This window comes from Pseudomonas sp. JZ114, assembly GCF_051027705.1.
Lineage (GTDB): Bacteria > Pseudomonadota > Gammaproteobacteria > Pseudomonadales > Pseudomonadaceae > Chryseomonas > Chryseomonas luteola.
Map to the genome: position 1 here is coordinate 4046696 of NZ_CP069256.1, position 13879 is coordinate 4060574.

Annotated in this window: 13 protein-coding genes; 10 read left to right on the forward strand and 3 right to left on the reverse strand. The window is 58.1% G+C overall.

The genetic code is table 11. The features are described from left to right. Positions 1-78: 78 nt before the first annotated feature. The 8 genes from yrfG (at position 79) to JQR90_RS19000 (ending at position 8642) form a co-directional block, all read left to right on the forward strand. On the forward strand, positions 79-765 hold the full coding sequence (gene yrfG, locus JQR90_RS18965) for a GMP/IMP nucleotidase (protein ID WP_010796236.1): 687 nt from the start codon (positions 79-81) through the stop codon (positions 763-765). A 141-nt stretch (positions 766-906) separates the two neighbouring features. Next, positions 907-1512 (forward strand): chorismate mutase, encoded by a 606-nt coding sequence (locus JQR90_RS18970; RefSeq protein ID WP_434140237.1) that lies wholly within the window; start codon positions 907-909, stop codon positions 1510-1512. A 133-nt stretch (positions 1513-1645) separates the two neighbouring features. Beyond that, a complete protein-coding gene (locus JQR90_RS18975; protein WP_074820796.1) occupies positions 1646-2533 on the forward strand; it encodes a LysR family transcriptional regulator in 888 nt (295 codons plus the stop codon). A 115-nt stretch (positions 2534-2648) separates the two neighbouring features. Beyond that, entirely contained in the window at positions 2649-3497 is an 849-nt protein-coding gene (gene fdhD, locus JQR90_RS18980) for a formate dehydrogenase accessory sulfurtransferase FdhD (protein WP_122041285.1), read from the forward strand. A 2-nt stretch (positions 3498-3499) separates the two neighbouring features. Further along, on the forward strand, positions 3500-5821 hold the full coding sequence (locus JQR90_RS18985) for an FdhF/YdeP family oxidoreductase (protein WP_286790731.1): 2322 nt from the start codon (positions 3500-3502) through the stop codon (positions 5819-5821). Positions 5822-5917: 96 nt separating this feature from the next. Next, positions 5918-6484 (forward strand): nucleotidyltransferase family protein, encoded by a 567-nt coding sequence (locus JQR90_RS18990; RefSeq protein ID WP_010796241.1) that lies wholly within the window; start codon positions 5918-5920, stop codon positions 6482-6484. Positions 6485-6604: 120 nt separating this feature from the next. After that, complete coding sequence (locus tag JQR90_RS18995; RefSeq protein ID WP_010796242.1) at positions 6605-7612, forward strand: LLM class oxidoreductase; 1008 nt, start codon at positions 6605-6607, stop codon at positions 7610-7612. Positions 7613-7652: 40 nt separating this feature from the next. Then, entirely contained in the window at positions 7653-8642 is a 990-nt protein-coding gene (locus tag JQR90_RS19000) for a zinc-dependent alcohol dehydrogenase family protein (protein WP_010796243.1), read from the forward strand. Here the strand turns inward: JQR90_RS19000 and JQR90_RS19005 are convergent. Continuing rightward, positions 8639-9115: a GNAT family N-acetyltransferase gene (locus JQR90_RS19005; protein WP_051370220.1), complete on the reverse strand. Its 477-nt coding sequence runs from the start codon at positions 9113-9115 to the stop codon at positions 8639-8641. The two genes, JQR90_RS19000 and JQR90_RS19005, sit on opposite strands and share 4 nt — an antisense overlap. Before the next feature lie 141 nt (positions 9116-9256). Between JQR90_RS19005 and JQR90_RS19010 the strand changes: the two genes are divergently transcribed. Then, entirely contained in the window at positions 9257-10369 is a 1113-nt protein-coding gene (locus tag JQR90_RS19010) for a cobalamin-independent methionine synthase II family protein (RefSeq protein ID WP_010796245.1), read from the forward strand. A 235-nt stretch (positions 10370-10604) separates the two neighbouring features. Continuing rightward, positions 10605-11078: a glycine zipper domain-containing protein gene (locus JQR90_RS19015; protein WP_010796246.1), complete on the forward strand. Its 474-nt coding sequence runs from the start codon at positions 10605-10607 to the stop codon at positions 11076-11078. Positions 11079-11137: 59 nt separating this feature from the next. Here JQR90_RS19015 and JQR90_RS19020 read toward each other — a convergent pair whose 3' ends face one another. Beyond that, positions 11138-12355, reverse strand: a complete 1218-nt coding sequence (locus JQR90_RS19020) for an aldose 1-epimerase family protein (protein WP_073450712.1) — start codon at positions 12353-12355, stop codon at positions 11138-11140. Positions 12356-12539: 184 nt separating this feature from the next. Next, on the reverse strand, positions 12540-13868 hold the full coding sequence (locus JQR90_RS19025; RefSeq protein WP_010796248.1) for an MFS transporter: 1329 nt from the start codon (positions 13866-13868) through the stop codon (positions 12540-12542). Positions 13869-13879: the final 11 nt, after the last annotated feature.

The following is a 13879-nucleotide window of genomic DNA, read 5'->3' on the forward strand; positions in this document are numbered from 1 at the left end:
TGGTCAGGACGATCTGTCTTGGCGTAATCACGAAGAGATGGCTCACCGCGGTTACGGTGGAGTCCAAAAGAGGAAGCCATGCCTACCCTTGCCTGGAATCAGATCGACACCGTCTTGCTGGATATGGACGGCACGCTGCTCGATTTACACTTCGACAATCATTTCTGGCTGGAATATCTCCCGCAGTGCTACGCCAAGCATCATGGCCAGTCCTTTGAGTGGGCCATGGCCGAACTGGAGCCACTGTTCGAGGAGAATGCCGGCAAACTGACCTGGTATTGCCTGGACTACTGGAGCGCTCAGCTGGGGCTTTCGATCGCCGCGCTAAAGCGGGATATTGCCCATCTCATTGCCTTGCGCCCCGATGCCGATACGTTTCTGTCTGCCATTCAGGCAGCAGGCAAGCGGGTCGCCCTGATCACCAATGCCCATCGGGACTCGCTCTCCCTAAAGCTTGAACGTATCGAGCTTGCGCCTTATTTCGACCGGATGATCAGTTCCCATGACTATGGTTTCCCCAAGGAAGACCAGCAGTTCTGGTTTGCACTGCAGCAGGACTTCGGCTTTGACCCGGCCCGTACGCTGTTCATCGACGACAGCCTATCCGTTCTGCGCAGCGCCCAGCGGTATGGCATCGCTCATCTTCTGGCGGTACGCAATCCCGATAGTCGCCAGGGCCCGCGGGACACCGCTGAGTTCGAGGCGGTAGACGATTATCGAGAGCTGCTACCATCCCAGGAGACGGTGGCTACGTCACACTCCTGAGCGTGACCCGCGCACAGACGCCTCATGCCTGGGTTGACCCTGCCGGCGAAGCGGCGCAACGTTTCAGCGCGACCCAGTGTAGAGTGATGATGCACTGGGCCGGCGTTTAGTCCCCTGGTTAACCTTTTCAGGACTGCCTCTATGAACGCTTTTCGACGCACCCTGCCGCTTCGCGGCGCTGTCTGGTTGTCTGCCCTTACCCTTGTGTTCTGTGCTACGGCCAATGCTGCCCAGAACACGAGTGGCTTTACGCCTTTGCTTGATAAGATCAATGCTCGCACCTCAACGGCCGATCAGGTTGCGCTGAGCAAATGGGACAGCGGCAAGCCGGTCCTCGACACCCAACGAGAGGCGGATGTCCTGGCCCGGGTTCGTAATGAAGCCGCCGCTCACGGTTTGCAGCCCGATGATGCGCAGCGCTTCTTTTCCGATCAGATCGAGGCTAACAAGTGGGTCCAATATGGGCTGCTGGATCGCTGGCATGCCATCGATAAGGCACCCAACAAGACGCGCCCGGACCTTGCCGTGGTTCGTAAGCAGCTCGATCAGCTGCAGAGCGAGCTGCTCGATGCACTCCAGGCTGCCGAGCCGCTACGCAAGGCGCCGGACTGCCCACATGTCGCAGCCCGTGCGGTGAGCACCTATGCCACGGCACATGCACTTGATTCTCTGCATCGGCTGGCGTTAGTCCGCGGTATGGCCAATGTCTGCCAGGGGTCGCAGCAGCAGGTGGCTGCCACTGATTAACGTACGGCCTGACGTGCCTGCCATGGGGAACCCGGCAGGCACCCTTCGTCATTCAATTCTGTTCCTTTCTCTATCTACGGCGCTATGCTGATAGATTCTGCCTTCATGCTGCCGGAAGCCTGTCCGCCTGATCATGGACATCAAACAGCTCAAATTCCTGATTGCCCTGGATGAAACGCGCCACTTCGGCCAAGCGGCCGAACGGTGCTACGTCACTCAGCCAACCCTTTCCATGCGCCTGCGCAGCCTTGAAGAAGAGCTGGGGCTTGAGCTGGTACGTCGGGGTCAGCGCTTCGAAGGCTTTACCGAGGCGGGCCAGCGTATTCTGGCCTGGGCCCGGACCCTTATGGCGGCACATGAGGGGCTCTATGCGGAAGCCGCCGCCTATAAAGGGCAGCTGGTTGGCACCCTGCGCCTGGGGATCGTCCCCCTGGCCAGCTATGACCCTATGCCTCTGCTGCATCACCTGCGCCAGTTGCACAGCAATCTGCGCTTTCAGTTATCAGTGTTGAGTACCGAGCATATTCTCGAACAGCTGGCGAGCAACCAGCTCGACCTGGGAATCTCCTATCTCAGCCATCTCAACGATCAGATGTTTGAAAGCCAGTCACTGACCGAAACCCGAATGGGCTTGTTGTTCGACCAGCGTCATTTTCAGTTCGACGAGCAGGAGCTGAGCTGGGAACGGGTAGCCGATTTGCCCCTGGGTCTGCTCACGGGAGGAATGCACTTTCGCCAATCGGTCGATCACGGTTTTCGCAGTCGTGGCCTCACGCCCCGGCCTGTACTGGAAAGCGATGCCGTGCATCTGCTCTTACAAGCAGTCAATGCGGGACTATGTTGCGCCGTGATGCCACTCAAAGGTGGGTTCGATGCGCTAACCGAGCACTCCTGCCTGCTTCCGATTCAGGGTGGGCGAGCCCTGGCACCGCTTGGGCTGATCATCCGGCGTACCGCGCCGCGCCTGCCAGTGGCCGAAGCCTGTTTTGCTGAAGCGCGCCTGCTGTACTCAGGTAAATGAAAACGGTCGCTTGATAAGCCCCATCTATCGCCATATCGGTACCAGCGATTAGACGTCGCACCTTAATAGGCTTAGGCTTTGATCTGTGTCAAACAGCCGCAGGCCAATTGCTGCTATGTCCCGCTCGAATCCGCATGCTGATACACCCTCGGAACAGCCCGCCAGTCAAGCGCTGCACGGGTATACCTATGCCGAGCTGAAGAACCCGGAGGTCACTGGCCAGACGCCATTGGCTGAAGAGTGTGCCGTTGCCATTTCCTACAATGGCATCAGCCACACCGTCATGATGGCTACACCTGCCGACATCGAGGATTTCGTTGCGGGCCTGAGTTTAAGCGCTGGAATCATTCATTCCATCGACGACATCTATGGCATGCAGGTACGCCGCGTCGGTGAAGCGCTCAATGTCGAAGTCGAAATTTCCAGCCGGACGTTCTGGGCCTTGAAAAGCCAGCGTCGCCAGATGGCCGGAACCAGCGGATGCGGCCTGTGTGGCGTCGAGGCGCTTGAGCAGGCACTGCCGCAACTGGATCGGCTGCGTAAGGTGCAGCTGCCACCTGCCGAGCATCTGGCCAATCTGCGCCAGCGTATCAACGAGGCTCAGCAGTTGGGTCAGCGTAGTGGCGCCGTCCATGCGGCACTGTTTGCCAATGCCGAAGGTGAGCTAGGCCTTTGCCGTGAAGATATCGGCCGCCATAACGCGTTGGACAAGCTGATCGGCGCCTTGATGCGCCAGAAGATCAATACCCGTGCCGGCTTTGTCGTGGTGACCAGCCGCTGCAGCCTGGAGCTGATCCACAAAGCGGTTCGCGCAAACCTGGCAACGCTTGTCACTCTGTCCGCGCCCACTGGCCTCGCCGTGGAATGGGCCCGTCGGCATCGTCTCAACCTTATTCATTTACCTCATCAGTCTCCGCCTCGCGTGTACAGCCCGGCGCCGCTCATTCCAGAACATCGGGAGTAGTCATGAGCAAGCAAAAATCTTCTTACAAACCCTATCAAGGCCCTGCCGCGGGCTGGGGTGCGCTGAAAAGTGTCGTGCACTTCTGGCTCGACAGCGGCAAGGCCGTCAAGAATATCCGGACCCTGCTCAAGACTAATCAGGACCACGGCTTCGACTGCCCTGGCTGCGCCTGGGGTGAAGCACCGGAAAACGGCCTGGTGAAATTCTGCGAGAACGGCGCCAAGGCGGTGAACTGGGAAGCGACCAGCCGCCGTGTAGATGCTGCGTTCTTTGCCAAGCACAGCGTCAGCAGCCTGAGCACGCAAAGCGATTACTGGCTCGAATACCAGGGCCGCTTGACCGAGCCAATGCGCTACAACCCGGCGACTGATCACTATGTGCCGATCAGCTGGGATGATGCCTTCCAGACCATCGCCAAACACCTGAAGGCGCTGGAAAACCCTAACCAGGCCGAGTTTTACACTTCCGGTCGCGCCAGCAACGAGGCTGCCTTCCTGTATCAGCTGTTCGTGCGGGCCTATGGCACCAACAATTTCCCGGACTGCTCCAACATGTGCCACGAGGCCAGTGGTGTAGGCCTGGGCCGCAGCATAGGCGTTGGCAAGGGTACGGTGACCTATGAGGACATGGAGCACGCCGATGCGATCTTCGTGGTGGGCCAGAACCCTGGTACTAACCATCCACGGATGATCGAGGTGTTGCGCAACGCTGTGAAGCGCGGTGCTCAGGTAGTCAGTTTCAATCCGCTCAAGGAGCGTGGTCTGGAGCGCTTCCAGCATCCCCAGAGCCCAGTCGAGATGCTGACCAACAACTCGCGCCCGACCAACACGGCCTATTTCCGCCCAGCCCTGGGCGGCGATATGGCGGCCATGCGCGGGATAGCCAAATTCCTGCTGCAATGGGAGCGTGAGGCGCAGCTGAACGGCACGTCACCGGTGTTCGACCATGACTTCATTCAGAAGCACACCCTGGGTGTCGATAGTTATCTGGCCGTGCTGGATGCTACGTCTTGGGAACAGATTGTAGAGCAGTCAGGCCTGACCCTGGCGGAGATCGAGCAGGCTGCGCGCATGTATGCCAGAGCTGAGCGAGTGATCATCTGCTGGGCCATGGGTGTGACCCAGCATCGCCACTCCGTGCCCACCGTTCAGGAAATCGCCAACCTGCAACTGCTGCGCGGCAATGTGGGCAAGCCGGGCGCTGGCCTGTGCCCGGTTCGCGGTCACAGCAATGTGCAGGGCGACCGTACCATGGGGATCGATGAGAAGGCTCCGGCCTGGCTTAGCGATGCCCTGGAAAAGCGCTTCGACTTCAAAGCGCCCCGTAATCGCGGCCATAACACGGTGGAGGCCATCGCTGCCATGTTGGCGGGCGATGCCAAGGTCTTTATCGGACTGGGCGGCAACTTTGCCCAGGCGACACCGGATACACCGCGGACTCATCAGGCACTGCGCAATTGCGACCTGACTGTACACATCGCGACCAAGCTCAACCGTAGCCATCTGGTGACAGGCAAGCAAGCGCTGATCCTGCCATGCCTTGGCCGTACCGAGCTGGATTTGCAAGCCAGCGGCAAGCAGGCCATTACGGTAGAAGACAGCTTCAGCATGGTCCATGCCTCGGCAGGGGTGCTCAAGCCACTGTCTCGCCAGATGCGCTCCGAGCCGGCCATTGTTGCAGGGATTGCCAAGGCAACACTGGGCAACCACCCTGTGGATTGGGAGTGGTTGATTGAAGACTACGACCGCATCCGCGATCTGATCGCCGATGTGATCCCGGGCTTCAAGAACTTCAACGTGCGCCTGGACAATCCTGGCGGCTTCTACCTGGGCAACAAGGCACGTGATCGCGTCTGGAATACGGCAACCGGCAAGGCTAACTTTGCGCCCAGCCAGCTGCCAGAGAATCTGATCCCGGAAGCGGCTCGCCAGAATGGCCAGAAGCCTGACCTGATCCTGCAGACCATGCGTTCGCACGATCAATACAACACAACGGTGTACAGCCTGGATGACCGTTACCGGGGTGTAAAAGGTCAGCGTGACGTGGTCTTTGTCAACGAAGCGGACATCCGCCGCCTGGGTTATGAGCCAGGCCAGAAGGTGGACATGGTCTCGCTGTGGGACGATGGGATCGAGCGTCGTGTCAGTGGCTTTACGCTGCTGCCGTTCGATATTCCTGAAGGTCAGGCGGCTGCCTACTATCCTGAGACCAATCCGCTGGTGCCGTTGGAAAGCTACGGTAAGGACAGTTTTACGCCTACCTCCAAATTCGTAGCCATTCGCGTGGAGCCAGCGCACAGCAACACGATCGCTTCGGTCGCCTGATACCGAGCGAACAGCTTGCCGTCTATACAGGCGGCAGGCTGCTTTTTATGGCCGGGCTCTATACTGAAGGGACCAAGGTCACCCCCTCTCCTTCCCATGTATCGCCTCTCTGACTGGATAGCTGAAGATCCGCTGCGCTGCCAAGTGCTGGCCTGTGTTGCCCAGTTGCACTTGCCGGATGCCTGGGTAGCCGCCGGATTCGTGCGCAATCTGGTCTGGGATCGCCTGCACGGTTACACGGTTCCTACCCCGCTGACGGACATCGACGTCATCTATTTTGACCCTGTCTGCCGTGACCCTGAGAGAGATACTGAGCTTGAGAACCGGCTCAGGGCCTGTGCGGCCCTGCCCTGGTCCGTCAAGAATCAGGCCCGCATGCATAAGCGCAACGGGGATGCGCCCTATCACTGCAGTCTGGATGCCATGAGCTATTGGGTAGAAGTGGAAACGGCCTTAGCGGCCCGCCTCCTGCCCGGTGGGCAGATCAAAATCGCCAGCCCGTTTGTTCAGCATGGTCTCTTCAAGCTGCACGTAACACCGAACCCCAAACGTTACAAACCGGATGTCTTCAGGCAACGACAGCACGAGAAAGGCTGGGCGCGCCGGTGGCCGAAACTTCGGTTTCCACCTGCAGTACATATACCGCCCCAACTGCCGGACTGATTGCCGTACAGGAAAAATTGTTTTTCGAACTCGAACAACCCATGAGACTCCATTGCCTACCGATTACACTCATGGAAGACCGGTCATCATGGATATCAGGCTCAGGGACCCAGGAACCTTATGAACGCTGCATCGCTCCCCCTCGATCATCCCTTTGCTCACCACAATGGGTTTAACCGGGTCTTTGCGCCGGACAGGCTTACCCTGGGCTTTATTCTGCCGGTGGCAAGCTACCCGAACGAGCCGGGACCTTCGCTTGAGCATCACGCCGAGCTGACGCAGCTGGCCGATCAGTTAGGCTTCGCTGCGCTCTGGGCCAGAGACGTACCGTTTTACGATCCAGGCTTTGGCGACATGGGGCAGGTCTTCGAGGCGTTTACCTACCTGGGCTTTCTGGCCGGCACCACCAAACGTATTACGCTGGCGACCGGCAGTGCCGTTATCACCCTGCGCCACCCGCTGCACCTGGCCAAAATGGCCGCCTCGGTCGACCAGCTCTCCAGCGGGCGGCTCGTGCTGGGTATCGCCTCGGGAGATCGACCTGTCGAGTATCCCGCCTTTGGCCTGGAAGATGAGTACGAGCAGCGCGGCGACCGCTTCCGCGAAGCGTTCGAGATGTTCCGCCTGGCCAGCGAAACGCCTTTCCCCAACGGCGATTTCGACCGCTTTGGCGATCTGCAGGGGCTGGCCGATCTGGTCCCCAAACCATTCAACGGCCGCATCCCTGCCTTCGTTACAGGTCGTAGCCGTCAGGCAATGGACTGGATTGCCGCCAATGCCGACGGCTGGTTCTACTATTTCATTGGCGTCGAGCATGTCTCGGCCATTACCACGTTGTGGCGCGAAACCATCAAGCGCGTCACGGGCGAAGAGACGTTCAAGCCCTTTGCCCAGGGCATGTTCTTCGATCTGGCTGAAGATCCGGACCAGGCCCCCATGCCTATTCATGCCGGACTCAGGATTGGTCGTCGCTACCTGGTGGATTATCTTGAGCATATGCAACGCCGAGGGGTGAACCACGCCGCGTTGAATCTGAAGTCGTCCCGCCGCCCGGCCAAGGAAGTGGTTCAGGAACTGGCTGAGTATGTCTTGCCGCACTTCCCCTCCCATGAACCTCTTGAGCCATAAGAACTCAAGAGAACTCAGACTTAACAAGGGAGAGTGCTCCATGCCCCGTACCGTACGCTTTCATGAAACCGGTGGCCCAGATGTACTCAAGATCGAAGACGTAGACGTCCGCCCACCTCAGCCAGGTGAAGTACAGATTCGCACCAAGGCGCTGGGCCTGAACCGTGCTGAAGCTATGTATCGCGCTGGCCAATACACGCATCAGCCAGTCTTCCCCGCCATTCTTGGCTACGAGGCCGCGGGTGTTGTCGAGGCAGTCGGCGAGGGTATTACTGTGTTTGCCGTAGGCGACACCGTAAGCGTCATACCGGCATTCTCGTTCGAACAGTATGGCTTGTACGGAGAGTTGGTAAATGCGCCTGCCCATGCCGTCGTCAAGCACCCCGACACGCTTTCATTCGAAGAGGCTGCCGCTACCTGGATGATGTTTGCCACGGCCTATGGCGCGCTGGTCGATATTGCCGGACTGAAGGCGGGCGATACCGTTCTGGTTCGTGCGGCCTCCAGCAGTGTTGGCCTCGCTGCGATCCAGATTGCCAATTTTGTCGGTGCAACACCGATTGCCCTCACCCGGACGAGTAACAAGCGGCAGGCCTTGCTTGAGGCAGGCGCGAAACATGTCATCGCAACGGAAGAACAGGATCTGACGGATGAGGTGCTAAAGCTCACCGATGGCAAGGGCGCGCGCATCGCCTTTGACCCGGTGGGTGGGCCAGACGTGCCCAAGATTCTGAAAGCGCTCTCGTTCCTGGGCATTTTCTTCCAGTACGGCGCCTTGAGCACTGAAAACCTGTCATTGCCAGTGATGGATGTGCTGGGTAAGGACCTGACCATTCGCGGCTATCAGCTGTTCGAAATCACTCAGGATGCTGATCGATTGGCCAAGGCCAAACACTTCATTCTGGACGGCCTGACCCAGGGCAAGTTGAAGCCACAGATTGCTAAGACATTCCCGCTGGACCAGATCGTTGAGGCGCACCGGTACATGGAGTCCAATCAGCAGGTTGGCAAGATCGTCGTAACGGTTTAACCCAGCGACGAGCCGTCCCGATCTCCAGCGCCGGGACGGCTTTCCATCTCCGCGGTCAGGTGCATGACCTTCTCCCACTGGCCCGTCATGTCATCGAAGCGCTCGTCCATAGTCCTGAAACCATGCCGCTCGTAAAAGGCTACCGCACGGCTGTTCATGCTATAGACAGACAGTTCGAGGCGCGACTCAAGGGACTTGGCGTGCTCCAGCAGCGCGCTGCCAATGCCTTCGCCCTGGTGGTCCGGATCGACAAATAAGGCTGCCAGCACATTCTGTTGCAGCGAGAAGAACCCGAGAACCGTATCGTCCCGTACATATACCCAGTTCTCGGCGCTGGGCAGGTACTTTTCCTTCATATCCTGCCGCTGGCTACGCCAGAAGTCGGGCGCGACACCATCATGGGCCAGGATGGAGGCGGCCAGCCAGATCGAAACCATGTGCTCATATTCATCGTCTTTTGCTTTTCGAAGCATGTGTATCCCTACTTTCAGCCAGGCTGAAACAATACCTTCATGAATGATCTTGATAGTTACCATGAAGCATAGACGCTAGAAATGTTTAGTCTACTGAATGATCATGAGGGATATTCATTTAGCTAGTCGCAAGGTAAGTCTATGTCCAGCCACTTCCCTCGTTTTCGTGCCGACTCTGTAGGCAGCCTGTTACGCAGCCCGATTCTGAAGGAGGCCCGTCGCCGCTATCAGACCGGAGAAATGGAGCGAGACGTACTGCGTGCGGTTGAGAATGATGAGATCCGCAAGATTGTTGCCAAACAGGAAGCAATTGGCCTTCCCGCCGTAACGGACGGAGAATTCCGCCGCGCCTGGTGGCATTTCGACTTTCTTGAGCAACTTGGCGGCGTAGAAGGCTACGAGGCAGACCAGGGTATTCAGTTCCAAGGTCAACAAACCAAATCCCGAGGAATCAAGGTCACGGGTAAATTAGACTTCACCCAACATCCGATGCTAGAGGACTTCAAGTTTCTGGCCAGCGCTACTACTCGCAGTGTGGCCAAGATGACTATTCCAAGCCCTAGCGTGCTGCACTTCCGGGGCGGACGGAAGAACATCAGTGAAAGCGTCTATCCGGATATGGAAGAGTTTTTTGCTGACCTTGCCAGCACCTACAAGAAAGCCGTGAATGCTTTTTACGAGGCGGGATGCCGTTATCTCCAACTCGATGACACCGTCTGGGCTTACCTCTGCTCAGAAAAGGAAAAGGCCGCCGCCCGCGAGCGCGGTGATGATCCGGAACGTCTGGCCGAGATCTATTCAAGCGTGCTCAATCAGGCGCTGGCTGGTCGCCCGGATGACTTGCGCATCGGCCTGCATGTCTGCCGGGGCAACTTCCGCTCGACCTGGATCAGCGAAGGTGGCTACGAGCCGGTGGCGGAAGTGCTGTTTGGCAACACGGATATCGATGCTTTCTTCCTAGAGTACGATACCGAGCGTGCCGGTGGTTTCGAACCCCTGCGCTACCTGCCCAAGGGCAAGCGTCAGGCTGTATTGGGACTGGTCACGACAAAAAGCGGCGAACTGGAAAGTCCGGATGCTCTCAAACGCCGTATCGAGGAAGCCTCGCGGTATGCCAACCTGGACCAGCTCTGCCTGAGTCCGCAGTGCGGATTTGCCTCGACAGAGGAAGGCAACCTGCTCTCGGAAGAGGAACAGTGGGCCAAGCTGCAACGCGTAGTAGACGTAGCCCGTGAGGTCTGGGGAGAGGCCTGATCAGCGCATGACTGGCTGACTGGAAAGGGGCGCTTTAGAGCGTAAACCCGCCCTTTTCCGCTACATTTCGATCAAGATAAAAAGGTGCAGACTACCGTTCCGTAATAAAGTTTCTGTAATAAATTCATACATTTGCCTTTTGTGGAAGTTATCGCACCCTTAAGCAGATTCCACTTGCCAAGCGAAGCGGTAATCACGAGGATCGGCGCCATCATCCTCACAGTGAGTTTTGATTATGAAGTACTCCTCGATCCTTCTGTTGTCCCTGAGCCTGGTAGGTACTAGCGCGATGGCGGGCGACGATATGCAGGCCGGTATCGGTGGTGCGCTAGGCGGGGTGTTAGGCTCGGTTGTAGGAAATGCCGTAGGCGGAAGCACAGGCTCCACGATCGGTGCAGGTCTGGGTGGTGCTGCGGGCGGTGCGGTAGGCGCCAAGCGTGGCGATAAAACAGAAGCAGCCATTGGCGGCGGTCTTGGCGCCGCGGGTGGCAACGTATTGGGCAAGGCCGTAGGCGGCAGCACAGGCGCTATGGTAGGTGCCGCCTTGGGCGGCGGCGGCGGTGCAGCCCTTGGCAGCAGCATGGGCGATTCGGGCGACCGTCACCACAGTGGCCGTCGCTACGATGACCGCCGTTATGCCCATGACAACGGCTGGCACCGTGGTCACCACAAGAAACACTGGAAGCGCCACGGTCGTTGGGACGATTGATCCCTACCCTAGCGCTAAAAGAAAGGGCCACGTCTGTGGCCCTTTTTCATTTACCGTCACTATTTCTCTTTGCTCAGGTCCACCAGCGGTGTTTCACGTACATCGGTCTGGCGGCCTTGCTGGATCGTATCGACACGCTTGAGTGCCTCGTTTACCGCACCCGCATCACTGAGCAGGCTGTAGGTGATCTCAAAGTCACGAGTCTCTTTTGGCCCGATCTTGGGTACTAGCTTCAAGTCACGCTGGAAGCGTCGGTTATAGGAAAAACTGGTGCCTGGCTCCAGACCGGTCACATAACCCTGCCCCTGGGTGTCCGTGTTTTTCCACAGGGAAAAGGCGGGTAACTGGTTAACGTTGAAGGCGAGGCTGACGCCCTGCTTGCCGGCTTTATCATGTAATACCGCCAGGCTGTTGCCCTGGGCATCTCCATAAGGAAACAGGTTGTACACCATCTCGTCGAAGCCTTTGGTAGGGCCCCGGTAGGTTTGCCAATCTTTCAGGTCACGCTTGGCGTACTCGTTGAATGGCGAGACCTCACGCACTGGCGCGGCGAACTTGGCACCCTCCTCCAGCAGTGGCGTACCGAAATTGCTATGGTAGAGCGCTTGATACTCTTTCTCGTAGTCGCCCTGGTTGGTCAGACGATCATGAAGGGTAAATTGAGTGGCGCCCGGTTGCGTGGTCAGCTGAGTATCGACCAGAAAATCCACCTTCTTGAATGCCTGCTCGCGCAGCTCGCCTTTCAGGTGAATGGCATATGGCGGCTTTTCATCGATGGTCAGCACGACCTTGGACGCCGGGATATTGGCCGCACGGCCATGCAGAGTCAGCAGCTCTCCATTATCCATGCCCGGATGGCCAACCCACTCGTAGCCACAACGGGTTACCATCTCGTTGAAACCCTCCAGCCAGCCCAGCCCGCCACGACCATTGAGCTCGATAAAGGCTGGGTTGACGACCTCATGCACAGGCGAGTCCCACCCCAGTCGTACAGTACCGGCGGTGGCGTAAAGCACGTTCATGCCGCGGTTTGGCACAACGGTCATTTTCATTGCGCCGGTATCGATTTCGATCAGGCTTACCCCTTCCTGACGACCGCCATGCAACGTCTTGAGAGTGACTGAAAAAGGCTTGTCCGTTTTGACGCCAAGCTGCTCGCTGGTGATGCGCCAGTTTTCAGCAGGCTTGTTCGAGTCGATCAGCGTGTAATCCCAGGCAAACGCTGGAGAGGCAGCTGCCAGCAATCCGAAGCTGGCAAGCAGAGCAGATGCGTTCATGTCCGATTTCCTTTTTGTTTGTTGTTATACCTCGCTGCCCTTTGGCTGAAACGATTTAGCAGCGTGAGAAAAGTGTAGAACAACCCTGCACGTTTGCATGTGTCGGATTTCGGATTTACAAGGTTGGAGACAGGAAACGAGAGGTAGGTCAAGGTGCCTGCCCGGCACCTTGACTTGAGGGTTATTACTCTTCGAGGCGCTCGACCTTGCCGACGACGAGCCCGTAACTCAGCGCGCCGACCAATGCCGTGATGCCGATATAGGTGATAGCCGGGGCAAAGTTGTTGCCATCCACCAGTAGGCCAACCACGATCGGCACACTGATGGATGCCAGGTTGCCGATGAAGTTGAACATGCCTCCCGTCAACCCCAGCAGGCGTGCAGGTGCCAGGGCCGACACCATTGACCAAGTGATCGACGCCAGACCGTTACCAAAGAAGGCGATTGCCATACAGGCAATGATCAGCGCTGGCGTGTCAACAAAGTTCGCGCCGATGATGCAGGTGGAAATCAAGAGGCCGCTGATGATGGGCAGCTTGCGTGCCATGCCCAGCGAAACGCCACGGCGCACCAGCCAGTCGGATAGCAGACCCGAGCAGATCACGCCTAGAAACGCCGCCAGGAACGGCACCGAAGCCAGAAAGCCCGCCTTGATGAAATCCATGCCGCGGTATTTGACGAGGTAGGTCGGGAACCAGGTCAGGAAGAACCACAGCGTAGAGTTCAGGCAGAACTGACCAATGTAGATGCCCCACAGCTTGCGCTTGTTGAGCACGGCCCACAGATCCGTCCAGCGAAACGCCGCGCGGGACTGATTCTTTTTCTCCAGATCTACAAGGCCGCCGCCCTGCTCGATCAGCGCCACTTCGGCAGCATTGGCACCTTTGAAGTCTTTTGGCTCACGGTAGATCAGATACCAGATCGCCGCCCAGACGATACCGATCCCGCCTGTTACCACAAAGACCATGTGCCAGCCGAACGTCTGTTGCAGGTAGATGAGTACTGGGGTCAGGAACGCCAGCCCGACGAACTGTCCGGACGTATAAAACCCGATGGCGGTGGCGCGCTCCCCCTCCGGGAACCACGTCGTTACCACCCGGTTGTTGATGGGATACGCCGGCGCTTCCAGCGCACCGACTGCAAGACGCAGGATTACCAGGCCGATAAAACTGCCAACAAAGCCTAGGCCGATAGTTGCCAGGGACCAGAGCGCGATGGCAATCGGGTACAGCACCCGCGGGGATACCTTGTCTACCAGCCAGCCGCCCGGGATCTGCATGGCGGCATAGGTCCAGCCGAACGCCGACAAGATCAGCCCCATGTGCACGGGATCGATGTTCAAGTCCTGAGCCAGGTGGGGCGCGGCGATGGAAAGGTTGCTGCGGTCCAGGTAGTTGATCACTACCGTGACGAACAGCAAGACCATGATGAAGTAGCGCGAGCGTGACGCAGGCTGGGCTTGCACCTGGGCCTGGGTCTGGCTGTACGCCGTGCGGGTTGAAGAATGTTGCATCACCGTTACCC